Source organism: Caulobacter segnis, from assembly GCF_019931575.1.
Taxonomy (GTDB): domain Bacteria; phylum Pseudomonadota; class Alphaproteobacteria; order Caulobacterales; family Caulobacteraceae; genus Caulobacter; species Caulobacter segnis_C.
The window spans coordinates 2102796-2119568 of the sequence record NZ_CP082923.1; the positions used below are offsets into that span (position 1 = coordinate 2102796).

The 16773-nt window shown below is 65.0% G+C and carries 12 protein-coding genes and 4 tRNA genes; all 16 read left to right on the forward strand.

Annotated elements, in window-relative coordinates; translation table 11 throughout:
* Window positions 1-26: 26 nt before the first annotated feature.
* The 16 genes from K8940_RS09840 (at window position 27) to K8940_RS09915 (ending at window position 16496) form a co-directional block, all read left to right on the forward strand.
* Entirely contained in the window at window positions 27-1316 is a 1290-nt protein-coding gene (locus K8940_RS09840; protein WP_223395156.1) for a homoserine dehydrogenase, read from the forward strand.
* Window positions 1317-1391: 75 nt separating this feature from the next.
* Window positions 1392-2345: a class II fructose-bisphosphatase gene (gene glpX / locus K8940_RS09845; RefSeq protein ID WP_223395158.1), complete on the forward strand. Its 954-nt coding sequence runs from the start codon at window positions 1392-1394 to the stop codon at window positions 2343-2345.
* 62 nt (window positions 2346-2407) lie between these two features.
* Window positions 2408-3385: a class 1 fructose-bisphosphatase gene (locus K8940_RS09850; protein WP_223395160.1), complete on the forward strand. Its 978-nt coding sequence runs from the start codon at window positions 2408-2410 to the stop codon at window positions 3383-3385.
* A 67-nt stretch (window positions 3386-3452) separates the two neighbouring features.
* Window positions 3453-5270 (forward strand): single-stranded-DNA-specific exonuclease RecJ, encoded by a 1818-nt coding sequence (recJ, locus tag K8940_RS09855; RefSeq protein ID WP_223395813.1) that lies wholly within the window; start codon window positions 3453-3455, stop codon window positions 5268-5270.
* A gap of 180 nt (window positions 5271-5450) precedes the next feature.
* Window positions 5451-5525 (forward strand) — tRNA-Glu (locus K8940_RS09860).
* 45 nt (window positions 5526-5570) lie between these two features.
* A tRNA-Glu gene (locus tag K8940_RS09865) sits at window positions 5571-5645 on the forward strand.
* Window positions 5646-5817: 172 nt separating this feature from the next.
* A complete protein-coding gene (cspD, locus tag K8940_RS09870; RefSeq protein ID WP_223395163.1) occupies window positions 5818-6408 on the forward strand; it encodes a stationary phase survival cold shock domain protein CspD in 591 nt (196 codons plus the stop codon).
* Window positions 6338-6952, forward strand: coding sequence for a DUF192 domain-containing protein (locus K8940_RS09875; RefSeq protein WP_223395814.1), 615 nt, complete (start codon window positions 6338-6340; stop codon window positions 6950-6952). The genes cspD and K8940_RS09875 overlap by 71 nt, the downstream gene beginning before the upstream one ends.
* Before the next feature lie 76 nt (window positions 6953-7028).
* A tRNA-Pro gene (locus K8940_RS09880) sits at window positions 7029-7105 on the forward strand.
* A 26-nt stretch (window positions 7106-7131) separates the two neighbouring features.
* Window positions 7132-7437 (forward strand): ETC complex I subunit, encoded by a 306-nt coding sequence (locus K8940_RS09885; RefSeq protein ID WP_223395165.1) that lies wholly within the window; start codon window positions 7132-7134, stop codon window positions 7435-7437.
* 28 nt (window positions 7438-7465) lie between these two features.
* Window positions 7466-7542: transfer RNA gene (locus K8940_RS09890), tRNA-Arg, on the forward strand.
* A 1015-nt stretch (window positions 7543-8557) separates the two neighbouring features.
* Entirely contained in the window at window positions 8558-9697 is a 1140-nt protein-coding gene (locus K8940_RS09895; protein ID WP_223395167.1) for a hypothetical protein, read from the forward strand.
* Window positions 9690-13157, forward strand: a complete 3468-nt coding sequence (locus K8940_RS09900) for a DUF4062 domain-containing protein (protein WP_223395170.1) — start codon at window positions 9690-9692, stop codon at window positions 13155-13157. The genes K8940_RS09895 and K8940_RS09900 overlap by 8 nt, the downstream gene beginning before the upstream one ends.
* A gap of 105 nt (window positions 13158-13262) precedes the next feature.
* Entirely contained in the window at window positions 13263-14108 is an 846-nt protein-coding gene (locus tag K8940_RS09905) for an RNA-directed DNA polymerase (protein ID WP_223395172.1), read from the forward strand.
* 188 nt (window positions 14109-14296) lie between these two features.
* Complete coding sequence (locus K8940_RS09910) at window positions 14297-14905, forward strand: hypothetical protein (protein ID WP_223395174.1); 609 nt, start codon at window positions 14297-14299, stop codon at window positions 14903-14905.
* On the forward strand, window positions 14898-16496 hold the full coding sequence (locus K8940_RS09915) for a DNA polymerase (protein ID WP_223395176.1): 1599 nt from the start codon (window positions 14898-14900) through the stop codon (window positions 16494-16496). The genes K8940_RS09910 and K8940_RS09915 overlap by 8 nt, the downstream gene beginning before the upstream one ends.
* Window positions 16497-16773 lie beyond the last annotated feature (277 nt).

The window sequence follows — 16773 nt, forward strand, 5'->3', positions numbered from 1 at the left end:
GGCTGGTTTCGACCGAGGATTCGAGAATGACGAAGAAGACCTGGCGCATCGGCGTGGCGGGCCTCGGCACCGTCGGCGGCGGCCTGCTGCAGTTCCTGGCCGAACGCCCGGACTTCGCGCCGGCCGGCGATCGCGCGGTGATCACCGCCGTCTCGGCGCGGAACAAGTCGCGTCAGCGCACGGTCGACATCTCGAACCTCGCCTGGTTCGATGATCCGGTGGCCCTAGCGGCCTCGCCGGACATCGACCTGTTCGTCGAGCTGGTCGGCGGCAGCGACGGCCCGGCCAAGGTCGCCGTCGAGACCGCCCTGAAGGCCGGCAAGCCGGTGGTCACGGCCAACAAGGCCCTGATCGCCGTACACGGCGCCGAGCTGGCCGCCCTGGCCGAATCTCAGGGCGTGCCGCTGCTGTTCGAGGCCGCCGTCATGGGCGGCACCCCGGCGGTGAAGATGCTGCGCGAGGCCATGGTCGGAGACGACGTGGTCTCGGTGGCTGGCATCCTGAACGGCACCTGCAACTTCATCCTCACCGAGATGGAGCGCACCGGCCGTTCGTTCGGCGACGTGCTGCGCGAGGCCCAGGGCCTGGGCTATGCCGAGGCCGATCCGACGACGGACGTCGGCGGTTTCGACGCCGGCCACAAGATCAGCATCCTGGCGGCGCTCGCGTTCGGCTGCGCCCCGAACTTCGAGGCGGCCGAGATCGAGGGGATCAGCGATGTCGAGCTGCTCGACATCAAGCTGGCCAAGGACCTGGGCTACCGCATCAAGCTCATCGCCGGCGCCGCCAAGTCCGAGGACGGCGTGGCGGTGAAGGTGCATCCGTCGCTGGTCCCGCTGGACCATCCGCTGGCCCAGGCCGGCGGCGCGCTGAACGCGCTCTTCATCGAGGGCACGCGCATCGGCCGCATCTTCATCCAGGGCGCTGGCGCGGGCGCTGGTCCGACGGCCGCCGCCGTGGCCGCGGACATCGCCGATGTGATGACCAAGGCCGTGCGTCCGGTGTTCCAGGCCCCGGCCGGGGATCTGGCGCCGTTCATCGCCATCGATCCGGCGCGCGCGGTGGGCAAGGCCTATCTGCGCGTCATGGTCCAGGACCAGCCCGGCGTGATCGCCGCGATCTCGGAAACCCTGGCCGAATGCGGCGTTTCGATCGACAGCTTCCTGCAAAAGCCCGTCGAAGGCGCGGGCGGCGTACCGATCGTGCTCGTTACCCATGCGACCCCAGAATCGAAGCTGCTGGACGCGATTAGCCGCATCGAAAAGCTGCAGACCGTGCTAGAGCGTCCCCGCCTTCTGCGCGTCGCGCGCATCTGACGACCAAGAAAACTCGGCGTTGAAGGCGACATTGGGAACAAGGCCGCCTGCTTCCGGGGCGGTCGGGAGAGACGGATGAGTTCGAACACCCTGGACCGTTCGCTGGTCCTGGACGCCGTTCGCGTGACCGAAGCCGCCGCCATCGCGTCGTGGACGATGCTGGGCCGCGGCGACGAGATGGCCGCCGACCAGGCGGCCGTCGACGCGATGCGCAACGCTCTGAATGAGCTGAACATCGACGGCGAGATCGTCATCGGCGAAGGCGAGCGCGACGAGGCGCCGATGCTGTACATCGGCGAGAAGGTCGGCAAGGGGAAGGGCCCCAAGGTCGACATCGCTCTCGACCCGCTGGAAGGCACGACCCTGGCGGCCAAGGCCCAGCCCAACGCCCTGACGGTGATGGCCTGGGCGCCGAAGGGCACGCTGCTGAACGCGCCCGACACCTACATGGACAAGATCGCCTGCGGCCCGGGCCTCCCGGCTGGGGTGATCGATCTGGACAAGTCGCCGGCCGACAACATCAAGGCGCTGGCCGAGGCCAAGGGCATCGCGCCGACCGAGATCACGGTCTGCGTTCTGGATCGCCCGCGTCACGCCGAGATCATCGCCAAGGTCCGGGCGGCCGGCGCACGCATCCATCTGATCACGGACGGCGACGTGGCCGGGGTGATCAACACCACCGATCCGTCGACAGGCATCGACCTGTATCTGGGCTCGGGCGGCGCGCCGGAAGGCGTCCTGGCCTGCGCGGCCCTGAAGTGCGTGGGCGGCCAGTTCCAGGGACGCCTGCTGTTTCGCAACGGCGACGAGCGCGCCCGCGCCGCGCGCTGGGGCATCACCGAGCTGGACAAGAAGTACGACCTGCACGAGATCGTCCGCGACGAGGCGATCTTCGCCGCCACGGGCGTGACGCGCGGCGGCCTGGTGGATGGCGTCGTCTATCGCGACGGCTGCGTCCACACCCACACCCTGGTGATGAACTCGTCGACGGGCACCGTCCGCGAGGTCCGCATGAAGCGGAAGGTCTGAGATCTTCCTGTCACGGCCGTCCTGTAGGGCGGCCGTTCTATTTTTCCGGTTCGAGGTTACGCATGACCACCTTTGTCGACTTGGCCGCCTGGCTCGCGGCGGAGCCGGCGGACGCCGCCCTCAAGGACGTCGTCCAGACGATCGCGGCGACCTGCGCGCGGATCAGCGACGTCGTCGCCTCGGGCGCCCTGTCGGGCAGCCTCGGCGCGGCCGGCAGCACCAACGTGCAGGACGAGGAGCAGAAGAAGCTCGACGTCATCACCAACGACATGCTGAGCGACGCCCTGAAGGCCTGCGCACCCGTCGCCGGCCTGGCCTCGGAGGAACTGGAGGAGGTCGAGCCCACCGGCCGCGTCGGCGGCTATCTGGTGACCTTCGACCCGTTGGACGGCTCCAGCAATATCGACGTCAACGTCTCGGTCGGTACGATCTTCTCGGTGCTGCCCGCGCCGGCTGGCCACGCGCCGACCGAGGCCGACTTCCTGCAGCCCGGCCGCAACCAGGTCGCGGCGGGCTACGCCGTCTACGGCCCGCAGACCATGCTGGTCCTCACGCTCTCCAGCGGCGTCAACGCCTTCACGCTCAGCGCCGACGGCCAGTGGCTGCTGACCCATCCGACCCTCGCCATCAAGGCCGACACCGCCGAGTTCGCGATCAACATGTCGAACCAGCGCCACTGGGCTCAGCCGGTGCAGCGCTATATCGACGGCTGCCTGCGGGGCAAGGACGGCCCGCGCGGCAAGAACTTCAACATGCGCTGGATCGCTTCGATGGTGGCCGACGTCCACCGCATCATGATGCGCGGCGGCATTTTCATGTACCCGTGGGACAGCCGCGAGCCCGGCAAGCCGGGCAAGCTGCGCCTGATGTACGAAGCCAACCCGATGGGCCTGATCGTCGAGCGGGCTGGAGGCAAGGCGACCGACGGCGTGACCGACGTCCTCGATATCCAGCCGACCAAGCTGCACCAGCGCGTGCCGGTGGTGCTGGGCTCGGCCAACGAGGTCGAGGTCGTGCGGAGCGAGCTGCGGGCGGGCTGACCCACGTCCGGGACTGTCGCCGCAGGGCCGCATGGTCCGAATCCGCATGACCGGATACTCTGCCGCGATGGCCGCCGATGGTGCTCCCAATATCGTCCCCGACGCCTTCCTGGGCGTCGAGCGCTCGCTGAGCGGCCGCGCCTGGCGTGAACGCCCGGCCGACATGGCGGTCGTGCGCGACATCCAGCAGCGTCACGGCCTGAACGAGCCGCTGGCCCGGGCCCTGGCCTCGCGCGGCGTCTCGCTGGAGCAGGCCGAGCATTATCTGCGCCCGACCCTGAAGGCGCTGTTCCCCGATCCGTCGAGCTTCACCGACATGGACCGGGCCGCCGAGATCCTGATCGACGCCCTGGAGCAGGGGCGACCGACCATGGTTTTCGCCGACTACGACGTCGACGGGGCCACCAGCGCCGCCCAGTTGGTCCGCTGGTACCGCCACATGGGCGTCGAGCTGCCCATCTACATTCCCGACCGCCTGACGGAGGGCTACGGCCCCAGTCCGGCGGCCTTCCGCAAGATCCGCGACGGCGGAGCCGAGCTGGTCGTGACTCTGGACTGCGGGGCGGCCGCCTACGACGCCATCGCCAGCGCCGCTGAGATCGGCCTCGAGGTCGTGGTCATCGACCACCACCTGATGCGCAAGGATCCGCCGGCCGCCGCCGCCGTGGTCAATCCCAATCGACCGGGTTGCCAGAGCGGGCAGGGGGTTCTGGCCGCCGCCGGAGTCACCTTCGTTCTGCTGGCCGCCCTCAACCGCGAGGCGCGCAAGCGCGGCCTGTTCACCGACGAGCGCCCGCAGCCGGATCCGCGACAGTGGCTCGACCTCGTGGCCCTCGGCGAGGTCTGCGACGTCACCCAACTGGTCGGTTTCAATAGGGCCCTGACGACCCTGGGCCTGCGCACCATGGGCGCCTGGGCCAATCCGGGCCTGAAGGCGCTGTTCGAGGTCGGCAAGGGCTCTGGCGAGCCGTCCGTGTTCCATGCCGGCTTCATCCTGGGGCCGCGCATCAACGCTGGCGGCCGCATCGGCCGCTCCGACCTCGGCGCCAAGCTGCTGTCCACGGACGATCCGCTGGAGGCCCGAGCCCTGGCCGAGGAGCTGGACGGCCTCAACACCGAACGCAAGGCGGTCGAGGCCGCCGTGGTGGAAGAGGCCGCGGCGATGCTGGAGCGCGGCAACTTCAATCCCGACGCGCCGGTGATCGTGGTCGCCGGCGAGGACTGGCATCCGGGTGTGATCGGCATTGTCGCCGGCCGTCTGCGCGAACGCTATCGCAAGCCGGTGGTGGTGATCGGCGTCGACCGGGCCGCCAATGTCGGCAAGGGCTCGGGCCGTTCGCAGCCGGGCGTGAACCTGGGCAAGGCGATCCAGGCGGCGTTTGAGGCGGGGCTGCTGATGGCCGGCGGCGGGCACGCCATGGCGGCGGGCCTGTCGATCCGTCCCGACGCGATCCCCGAGTTCCGCGCCTTCCTGGAGGAGCGCTTGGCCGGCGAGATGGAAGCGGTGGGAGTTGAGGCGGTCGAGATCGACGCCCTGGTCCAGCCGCGCGCGGCGAATCGCGCCCTGCTCGACGACTTCCAGCGACTCGCGCCGTTCGGCCCCGGCAATCCCGAGCCGATGTTCGCCCTGGCCCAGGTGCGGCCCGACCGCGTCTCGGCCCTGAAGGGCGGCCATGTGCGCCTGGATCTGGTCGGGCCCACCGGCGATCGCATCAAGGCGATCAGCTGGCGCAGCGCCGAGACGCCGCTGGGCCAGCGCCTGCTGGCCGGAGGCGGGGCGCTGGACGTCGTGGGCAAGCTCAAGCCCGATGACTACATGGGCCGCAACGGCGTCCAGCTGGAGATCGAGGACGCCCATGATCCCAGAGCGCGGTACGCGCTCTAGTCCTTGAAGAGGTCGAGCCAAAACGGAGTTTGGCTCGGGGCGCGGTACGCGCTCTAGTCCTTGAAGAGGCCGAGCCAAACGATGTCCGGCTTGGCGATGTAGGCGGACTGAAAAAATGACTTTCGGCGGCTTGCGCACCCCAAAGGTCGCGGCTATACACCCGCTTCCTCGCGGGGCCGTGGTCCCTTCGTCTATCGGTTAGGACGCCAGATTTTCAATCTGGAGAGAGGGGTTCGACTCCCCTAGGGACTGCCACCCGCGAGGCCATATATCGACGATGTTCCGCTCCGGCGGCGACGTGGTCCCTTCGTCTATCGGTTAGGACGCCAGATTTTCAATCTGGAGAGAGGGGTTCGACTCCCCTAGGGACTGCCATTCTCGGCTGTATTTCAGAATTGTTTCCGTCCTGTAGCTGCGGCGAAATGTCGCGGATCGCCTTCGCGCGCCGTTTTGACGCGATTTCGTCATTGACGGTTCTCGTTACGCGAGAACACTGTTCTCGTAGTGCTCGCTCCGATGGGCTGATTGGGCGAGCCAGAGGGGTGGGATGTCTGGTTATGATTTCGAGGACGCTGCGGCGCACGAAGAGTTCGTGCGCATCAGCGGGAGGGTGAAGTGGTTCGACGCTGGCAAGGGCTATGGGTTCATCGTCCCCGATGACCCCGGCCAGACCGGGCTGAAGGACGTGCTTCTGCATGTGACGTCGCTGCGCAACTGTGGTCGCGAAACGGCCATGGAGGGAGCGATGATCGTGTGCGACGTGGTGCGAAGGCCCAAGGGCTGGCAGGTCAGCGAGGTCGTCAATCTCGACGAAACCTCCGCGCCCGCGCCCCTTGAGCGCCAGAGGCGGACATTCGCCGAGGGACCGACCCGTCGCGAAGGGCTCCGGGATGGCCACGGGCGTAGCGCCCTGACGCCGGAAGGACCCGCCGAACACGCCAAGGTCAAGTGGTTCAACCGCACCAAGGGCTATGGCTTCGTGATCCGCGACGCCGAGCCGGGCGACATCTTCGTGCATATCGAGACGCTCCGCCGGGGCGGGCTCGAGGACCTGCAGCCGGGCGATGATGTCCTGGTGCGGTTCGCGCGAGGCCCCAAGGGCCTGGTGGTCGCGGAGATCACGCCCGGCGACGCCTGACTTTCGCCGCCTCGGCGCGGAAGCTAGTCTCACGAGGGGCTGGCTTTCGACGAGGTGTCGCGTGGCGGAACGGATGATCGACAGGCGGGCCCTGCTCGCCGCGCTGGCGCTCGGCTCTTGTGTCGGGGCCGTTGGCGCGGGCGGCGCGGTGTCGGCCGCGCCCAGGCTCGAGACGGTCGAGATCGTCACCAGTCGCGGTCGTCCGCGTTTCCAGGTCGAGATCGCCGCCACGCGCGCCGAGCAGGCGCGGGGGCTGATGTTCCGCAAGTCGCTGGCCCCGGACCGGGGCATGCTCTTCATCTACAAGCAGCCGCAACCGGCCGCCTACTGGATGAAGAACACGCTCATCCCGCTGGACATTATCTATATCCGGCCCGACGGCACGATCCTCTCGATCGTCCGCAACGCGCGTCCGCAAGACGAGACCCCGCTGCCGTCGGGGGGCTTGGTGCTGGGCGTGCTGGAGCTGGCCGGCGGCCGCGCGGCCCAGCTGGGCGTCCTGCCGGGCGACCGCGTCTTGCATCGAATCTTCCCGAAGGGATGATTGGCGCCCAAGATGATTGAGCGCAGTCGTTGATCCGCGCTTCGAACCCCTGTAGAGCAGCCGCCTGCCGATGTTTCGGAGCGTAGCGCAGTCTGGTAGCGCGCCTGGTTTGGGACCAGGATGTCGCAGGTTCAAATCCTGCCGCTCCGACCATCGGTAAGGTACTTTGGGAGAGGTCCATGCTGGCCCGCATCTATCGCCCCGCCAAGAACGCCATGCAGTCCGGCAAGGCGAAGACCAAGGACTGGGTGCTGGAGTTCGAACCGGCCTCGGCCCGCAAGCCCGACCCGCTGATGGGCTGGACCCAGTCCAGCGACATGAACGGCCAGGTCCGTCTGACCTTCGAGACCCGTGACGAAGCCGTGGCCTACGCCCAGCGTCACGAAATCTCGTTCCAGCTGTTCGAGCCCAAGACCCCGAAACGGATCATCAAGGCCTACGCCGACAACTTCGCCGCCAACCGCAAGCAGCCCTGGACCCACTAGGGCCGCCGCGGACCAGGCCGGCCAGCGCGCGCCCTTAGCTCAGCTGGATAGAGCACTCGCCTTCTAAGCGAGCGGTCGCAGGTTCGAATCCTGCAGGGCGCGCCAACATTTCCCGAGAACTATTTTCTTTTTAAAATCAACAACTTGAAGTACTCTGGTTTCAATTGAAGCGACTTTTCCGCCCATCGGTTCCTTCATAAGTATCTGTTTTCGTTAGCGATATTTTGGTTCGAGTCCAGCAGGGTGATAAGGTGCTTATGACCCAGTCCTGAAGGATTTACCCACCCGCAAAAGCGACTTTTGGGACGGAAGAAGAGGGCGGTTCCTCCTCACCGAGTTCGTCGCGTTGGGCTCGCCGTGGACCGCTTCGGGACCTCCAACGCGACCAAAAAGCGGTACCTGTCGCCATCTCTCCAGTAGGTCCGGCCCGAGCCGAGCGAGAGCGCCTTCCAAGCTTGTCCCTCGACGGCCTTTCGCCACCGGCCAAGCGCCGAAGGGCCGGAAAATCCAAGCTCGCGCGCCAGCTCGCCGGCGCTCGCCTTCGCTCCAACACCTTGCTGAACAAGCAACTCCCGCCGCACCTGCGTGAGCAAGGCGAAATAGCTGCCGCCCTCGCTCATCAGCCTCCGATGCAGCGTCCGCCGATCTATTGATAGGCGAGCCGCGAGGGCTTCCGTGGAGCATGACCCCTTCGGAAGAAGCTCACGGATAAGCGACACCACGATCGGGCCTAAGGCTGAGCGGCCAGTTTTGACGCGAGATTTCGTCATCGCGGCGATCCCTGAGGCGCTCCCGAAAAATGTCCCAAATTGTTCGCTTTAATGTCCCAAAGCGTCAAATCGGTCCAATCGAGCCAAACGGGGGTGACTCGACAGCCAACGTCCGTTCATGACTCTAAGGCGAAGTTCGGAAGGTCCGCTGACTGGCACCGTGCTCAGCGCTAGCGATCAAGGCGCAGGTCTGACTCTTCTCAGACCTTGAGAAGGGCTGCTGATGGTCGGCTTGCGCGCGAACCAGTCTTCGCCCGAGCTGATGGTCCAATCCGGGCGAGAGCGACCGTGTTTGGCGTACCCGGAATGAAAGCTTGAGCGTTGGCTTGCGGCGGTGCGACGCTGTAAGCATGGGTTGCATCATGGGAAAAAAGACGCAGCACCAGAAGCGCGCCAAGGCCAAGGGGCCCGCCGGCGAGGCCAGGGCGGACGCCTCGCTGCTGACCGATGCGGGCGGCTACGATTGGGGCTGGCCGCGCACGGAGATGGCCGCCGCCAATCTCGAACTCATCCGGCGCCTTAGCGCGGGCGGGTTTAGCGGATGCGCCTATGGACTCATGTCGCCCGACGGGCCGCCTTTCCTCAGCTTGGTGGGAACCAATCTGGCGGGCATGAAGTCGGCCATGGCACTGATCCGCGAGTGGAGCGACGCGGTCGGGCCCAACGCGCTGCAGCTGGAAATCTTGCTCGACGATCCCGGCTACGCGATCGCGCTGTCCCAGCAGCCCGATCTGCTACGTCTGCGCCTGACGGGCCTGGACACCGTGCTCCAGCCGATGCTGATGACCACGAGTGTCATGAAGACCTTGGACACCCGCCACCCCTTCCTGCAGCAGTTGGCGCAATACGCCAACGAGCCGATCGCGCCGATCGTGCTGACGGTGGCGCAACAGCCCCCCTCTCGACCGGGCGCGCCCATCAGCACGATCGGCTTTCGCCCCGACCACGCCAACGCAATCATGCTGCCGGGCTTGAACATCTATGCGCGGGCGGAGGATCGGCCGGCCTTCTCGGCGGTGAGGGGCCGCCATGAGCCGCCGCCGGAACTAACCAAACGCTTTCCCGACTCCGACCACTCGCCCCAGGCCCTGGCGCGGCAACGCGAGCGTCGCCTGAAGGCCGCCTTGCCCAAGACCCTGCACGTGCTGCGCCATCGCCAGGACGGCAAGGCCTTGCTCGATAGGGCCAAGGCGGCGGGCTGTACGCCCTGGCAAGCCGAGCAGGCCGTGTGCAATCTGCGCGTCCCGGATTTTTTGGCCTATCAACCCAACGGAAAGGCCAAGCGGCTGGCGATGCTGGATAAGATCAGATCGGTGATTGTCGAGCCGGCGTCCACGTCCTTCAAGCCGGAAACGATCGAACTCGAGGCGGTCCTTGAGCAAGCTAAGCTCGATGCGGCTTTTCTGGTCCGCAGGCTCGACAAAGACGCCAAGGTTTCCGGAAATCTGGCCGACCTGAATGCACAGTTGCGCGAGCTTGGCCATGGCTGAACACACCGCGACCATGGCCCTGTCGGACCGGCTCCAGGTCTTCATCAGCTCGACGATCGCCGAATGCGCCGCTGAGCGCGAAGCCGCGCGTCGTGCGATCCTAGGCCTCAACTTCACGGCCGTACAGTTCGAGCGGGAGGGCGCTCGAGCCGAGGCACCCCGCGCCTTCTACCTGCGCAAGCTTCAGGGTGCCCACATCGTCGTGGCCATCTACCGAAACGCCTATGGTTGGATCGACGAAGCCAAGGGCATGATGATCTCCGGGCTCGAGGACGAGTACCGCGAAGCCGTGCGGCTCGAAAAGGATTTGCTGGTCTACGTCCTCAAGCCGCCTGTAGACCGCAACCCGCGGCTGGCGTCGATGCTGGACGAGATCATGTCCGGCCCCAACACCCTCTACTTCTACGAAGAGGGGGAAGATCTCGAAGCGCGTATTCGCGACGACATCACAGCGCTCGTCTCGCGCCAGGTCGCGCAGTTCCAGAGCGCGGACTCGTCCGTCGGTTCGGCGAGCGCCTTGCTGGAGCGCATCTTCCGCGGCAGCCCGTTCCGTATTCGTCGGACCGGGCTCCTGGAACACCTGACCAAGGCGGCGGCCTTGGGGCGGATCGTCTGGGTCAACGGCGTGGCCGGGGCCGGCAAGACCGCGCTGGCGGCCGAATGGGCCGCCGAACGGTCTGCGCCCTACGTCAACGCGCGGGGCCTGGATCCCCGGGCGACCTTGGTCGAGATGGTTCGCGCCTTGGGCGTGGCCGACGGCGCCGAACTTGCCGCGCCGGTTTTCGACGACGCCCGTGCGCTGCTGTTTTCGCGATGGGCGTCGGCCACCCGCTGGCCGATCGTCCTGGATGATCCCGACGACGTGGAGGCGGTGTGGTCGGTGCTGAGCGAGTGCTTGGCGACGAGCGGCACGGGCTCGGTCGTTATCGTGGCCCGCGACGTCGCCGCCCACCTCCCCGGCGAGCGCGTCGAGGTCAGCGCCTTTACGCCTGATGAACTAGCGGCGCTGGAGGCTATCGCCGGATCGACCGTTCCGGCCAAGCCCGGCGATCTGCCCATCGCAGTGCGCAGGGCGGCCGGTGGCTCTTCGCCTATCCAGAGTTTCGACGTGCTCGACGCGGGGGCCCGCGAGCTGCTTGGCTATATGGCGCTGTCGCCCACGCCACTGGCGCTCTCGGACCTTGCCGCACTGGTCGGCGGCCCGGTCGGCGCGGCCACCGCCATCGTCGACAAGCTCGAACCGATGGCCGATGTCCTGATCGAAACGCCCGCGGGCTTTGGCTTCGTCCACGAGCATTATCGCGAGGGCCTCGTCGCGCGGCTCGGCGATCACCCCCAACTGCGCGCGCTGCTCTTGGATCGTTTGGCCAAGCAGCTTGCCCGAACGGGGCGCGCCTGGGCGGCCTTCGCGCTCCGACGCGACGATGATCCCCAGCTTGCCGAGCGACTGGCCAACCGCACCGTGCGGGAGGCGGCCTTCACCGGTTCAACCCGTCACCTCGTAGACGCCTTGGAGTTCCTGGCGACCTACTACCGAGACCGGGCCGAACATGGTCCGTTGATCTCGGTGTTACTGTCGCTGGCCGACGCCAAGGCCCATCAAGGCCGTCCCGCCGAGGTTCCCGTCTTGCTCGAGGAAGCCTCCTCCATCGCTCAGACGATCGGCGATGCGGAAGCGGAGCGGACGATCGACGTGCTGCAGGCTTCGATCGCCTTGCGCCGCACACCGACCGTGGCGAACTTGGCCCGCATTCGCCAACTGGGCCAAGCGGCCAAGGACGAGGGGCGGCTCGATGACCATGGTCGTCTCCTCATCGAGGAGGGCGTGGCGCTTCTCAGCGCCAACGAGGTCGACGCCGCCGCGCCAGCCTTCCGGTCCGCCCGCGAGATCTTCATCGATCTCAAGGACGCCTACGGCATCGATACCGCCACGCGCAATCTCATTGGCGCGCTCTCCATCTCGCCGGACGGAGCGGCCGAATCCGAACGTCTGCGCGCCACGCTCGGCGGCGAGCAGAACTCGCCGCGCTATCGCGCCTGGTTGTGCAACCTCCTGGTTCCCAAGTTGCGGCGCGAGAAGCGTTTCGCCGAGGCCGAAGCGATGGCCAACGAGGCCGTGGCAATTGGCGAGTCCCTGGGTGACCAATATCTCGTCGCCATCAACCAGACCATCCTGGGCAACGTCCTGCGCGAGGGCGGCCGGATCGACGAAGCAATCAAGGCCTATAAGCTTTCCGGCCAAAACGGTCAGAAGATCGGGCGCATTGATATCGAGGGTCGCAGCTCCCGACTCCTGGCGTTGACCGAGAACGAGGCGGCCGAAGCCTCCAGCGGTGCCGAAAGACGAGCCCATGCCGAGCGCGCCGAGCAATACGCCATCCACGCCGCGGGTTTGTTCGCCGACAGCTTCGCCTGGTCCGAATATGGTTTTGCCCTCGAAGAGCGCGGCGACGCCCGACGCTGGCAAGACCGCATGCCCGAAGCGATCGACGACTATGCCGACGCCGTGGCTTCCTACCTAAAGGCCGACGACCAGGACGAGGCCTCGCGGTTGCTGCGTTTCTTGGCGGCGGTGTTGAAGGATGTGGAGAGCGCCCCGCAGATCATGGCGCGCGCATTTGGAACCGCGCTTGACGCGAAGGCGCTGGGAAGGAGCGGGGTGTGGGTCGAGGCGCTCAAGGTCGCGCTCGAACACTGCCCTCGCGCGGTCGCACCCCATGTATTGGGCGTCCTGGTCAGGAATTTCGACCTCGGCGTCGACGATTGGTGGTTCGCCAATTTCACACGCTGCCTGCTTGCGGCTTCCCAGATGCGCAACCTGACAACAAGGCCGGCGCTGGGCTCGTTGTTGTTGCTGGCGGTCCTCGGCTTTAGTCGCCATCGGCAGTTTTCAACGCAGGACCTCCTGACCCTGGCGTCGCTGTGTATCAGCGACTTCGATCGGCTGATCATTCGTCATCGGCCAAACGATGACTTCATCCAGGTCATCCATCTGGGAAAGGACGAACGGGTTCTCTTCACCATCCGGGACGAGGGAAAACGCGCCGAATCCATCTTTGTGGCCCTCTGCATCGGGTCCTTCCTGGACGCCTTCGGCGACGAGCTGGCCGATATTCTCTTCGCAGACGGCCCTGCCGAAGGCGCGGCCATCGACGTGATGATTTTCGCCCAGACCAACGAGTCCGAGCACGTGTCCAAGTTTTTCGCCGAGGGGCTGAAGGATAAGGCGGTGGGCACGGCCAGGATCGAACCTGAAGGCGACGAGGAAACGCCGATTGTCATGTACGTGCGGCCTGACGCCACCATACAGCTTCAGGCCAACGAAGAGCACAGCTCCGAGCTTGAGTTGATGTTGATGCGTTTCCTGCAGGAGGTTGTGCATGCGACGCTCGGCAAGACCGTCGACGATGAGACGTTCGGCGCCAAACTTCGCGACCTGCTCATGCAGGTCTTCCGCTGATCGTCGGGCGGCGCGCCCGCCTGCACCCCCGCCCTCGTTGAGGAGACCGGTCGCGCTTGAACGTCACGCGTTCCCGCTGGTATCTGTGGTGTAGGGGGAGGCGCTTTGACGATCAGCTTAGGAACCATTTCGTTCGACGAGGCGATCCTGCTGCGGCAACTCCGGCAGGACATGCGCGACGACTGGTTCCCGGACGCCTTGGGCTATGAAGACCTGATGCGATCTGGCGATCCGCGCAGTCGCATAGAGCAGAACTTCACCGCCAATCATGGCCGCTACGTCCCCACGTCACGCGACGTGTTCAACATCCCCAAACCAAACTTCACGGTTCGCTACGGCCTAGAAACGAGCATCTGCGACCGGGTTGTCTATCATGCGTTGGCGTCGTCGATTTCGGTCCATATCGACCCACTGATCCCGCCAGTCATTTATAGCCACCGACGCGACCCTCATCGACGAGATGAGCGTTACTTCTTCCGGAGAAGCATCGCGGCTTGGCAGGACTTTGTCGGCTCGGTCCGCGCAGACTTGCAGCCCGGGGAGCAGCTCCTATCGACAGACCTGACCAACTATTTCGATAACATCGATTTGGTGAAGCTCCGCGACCTGCTTTCAGATCTCATTACACAGGCGAACTGCAGTCCTGCGGAAAAGGCGCAACTTCGAAGCGAAGTGACGTTGTTGTTTCAGCTCCTGCAAGACTGGACGTTCGAGATCGGAAGAGGGTTGCCTCAAAACCGTGACGCCTCTTCATTCTTGGCGAATGTCTACATGCTGCCCATCGACCTTGCGATGCGGGGAAAAGGGTATCGGTATTTCCGATACATGGACGACATCAAGATCATTTGCCCGGATGTCTACGCAGCCCGACGCGCCCTGAAGGACCTGATCGTCGAGTTGAGAGACCGCGGCCTTGCCGTGAACTCCAAAAGACAACGATCTGCGCTGTAGAAAACGTTGAAGCGGTGAACGATTGTCTTGATGCCGGGAGTCCCGACATCTCGCATTTGGACGCCCTGTGGGCGACTCGCTCGAGACAGGTGGTCGCAAGGTCGTTTCCGCTCCTCAGGCAACTCACTGAACGAGCTCTCCGGGAGGGCGATGGGGAGCGGATCGATACTCGGGAGTTTCGATACTGCATGAATCGAATGGTCATGCTTGCGACCTGTTCGGAGTTTGCGGTTCCCTCAGCCTACTTCGAGCCAGTGACCCGGCTGGTGATCGAGAGACTGGCGGACCATCCGGCTGCAACCGATCAGTTTGTGCGCTATCTGCGCGCGGTTCCGTTGGGCCAGGCTGAGCAGGATGGGGTCGCGCACTACCTCTTGGATGACCATCGCTCACTATACGGCTGGCAGAACTATCGCCTTTGGAAGCTGATGGGACAGCGCGGCTTCGCCAGACCGGATCTGATCGCGAGGGCAAGGACAGTTATCGCAGAGAAGGACGATGGCGCGAGCCGAGCAGGAGCAACCCTCTACCTCGGCTGCCTTGGTGCCGATGAAGACCGTGAACACGTGGCGGCGAGGTTCGGAAGCCTCCGATCTTTCCTTGGGCAGCGAGCGGCTCTAGTCGCTTTGCAGGGAGTGCCATTCGCTCCGGCTATTCGGGACCATGTCGCACCGCATGTTCGCGCCGACCTGCATGGTGTCTACCGGGCACTCAACCGGCGTGAGCGAATTTATTTCTCGCCGTTGGAGTCTACCTCCATCAGTCAGATAATCGATGCGGAGCGGGATTATGCGTGATGCCGCTGTTCTCGCATACCTCCCTGACCCGTTCGGCTTGGAGCGGGCCGAATTCTTCCTGTCCGAGGCGGCGGGCCAGTCCCGCCGGGTCGCAGCGGCTGAGGTAGCTGAAACTGCAGTCCCGATAGTGACTGTAGAAGCTGCCCGCTTGATTACTGAACTCCGTTCGCTGGGGGTCGCTCCACCTCCGGACCTCATCGATCTCGGCGAAGCGCTCCGCCTTCTGCGCGGTAAGGCCAAGAACGACGGGGGAGCCAAAGCTGCTGATCCATGGCGCATGTTGAAGCAGACTGCCTCAGGGGAGCCGTCCGAGGCAGCCACCGCGTCGTTTCAAAAGATGTTTGTTTCTGAGACGGAATGGCCCGGCGAAGCAGAGCGTTTCGCAGTCGCTGAACAGGTGCTCGCCGTGCTTAGAGCAGCATGGCACGCGGCTCTCGACGAGCTGGACGATTGCGGAGAGCTGCAGCGCTTTGATGGCGTTGAACGTCCGGTAGCGCAGGTTTTTTACGGTCGCCAGAGCGCCGGGATCAGCGTGGACCTAGCGAAAATCGATACCCTGATCTCGGTCGCTGACCGCGAAAAATACACCGCCTACAATCGCATCGCCGAGACTTTGGGCGTCAGCCCGTCTGGACTGACCTTCCGCAACGTGGGGCCTTGGCTGGAGCGGACCGATGCAGCCCATCTTACTCCGCACGTCTCTGCGGCAAACTTCGAAGAATACGTTCGCTTGGCGGCGACATATTCCACTTTCGCAGCCCAGCTTGTCACCTTGGTACGGGCGACCCGCGATCTCCGTGCCTTGGCTAGATTGCGAGGAGACGCTGCAGGTGTAGTTCGGCCAGAGTTCCAGATCATGGGAACGGTGACAGGACGGATCCTCGTCTCAAACCCCGCCCTTCAGCAGATGCGCCGCAGTTATCGGGACGTTCTCACCGCCGGGCCTGGGAAACGCTTGGCCTATCTCGATTTCGCGCAGTTTGAGCCTGGTATCCTTGGATCCCTCGCAGCGGATCGGCAGTTTCTGGAGAGATACAACGCCGGCGACATTTACCGCGAACTCGCCATCGCTCTATTCAACACTGCTGATCGGAGAGATGTCGCCAAGCGAATGTTCCTGTCGTTCAGCTATGGGATGTCGCCTGACAGGATTGTAGACATCCTCGGCGGTGGGGCGCGGGCGGAGACTCTAGCCGCCTTTCAGGCGTTCGTTTCGGAGTTCCCAGGCTTGATGCGCTTCCGCAAGGCGATGGAAGACGCACTTCAGCAATCAGGCCACGTGGAGACGGCGCTGGGAAATCGCCGATACCGCACGAGCAACGGTGAACTGCGGCACGACGAGCGGCGCTGGGCCGTCAGCCAAGCAGTGCAAGGAACAGCCTCGCTGATTTTCAAGGAGGCGGTCCTTCGATTGACTGAGCAACTCGGAGCGCAGGTTGTGATGCTGCCCATGCATGATGCGCTCCTGCTGGAGCTTCCCGAAGAGACCTATGATGCCGACGTTGAGGTCGCAGAACACGCGATGCTTTCGGCGCTCCACAACCGTTGTCCGGGAGTCAGTGGTCGAGTGGTCGTTGCCGATCACTTCTGAAGCATTCCGGTGCTGTTGCGGGCGCGACCTCAGCTTCCTGTGTCTCCAAAGTCAGCAACGGGTCGTTACCCCTCGCGCGGCTTGATGCTGAACGTCCGGTTCCTGGAACTGGCCCAACGTCCGTTCATGGCGCTTTTCAGACTCCGACGTCGGGCGTTCGATGTGCAATTTCACACTTTGGTCGTCGCCAGAGGTTCGACGCCATTGCGATCTCCGCCGGCATTTATAGCGAGCATACCTGCTCGGAGCTGGGCCGAGCTTGTTCCCGAAGAGCGAC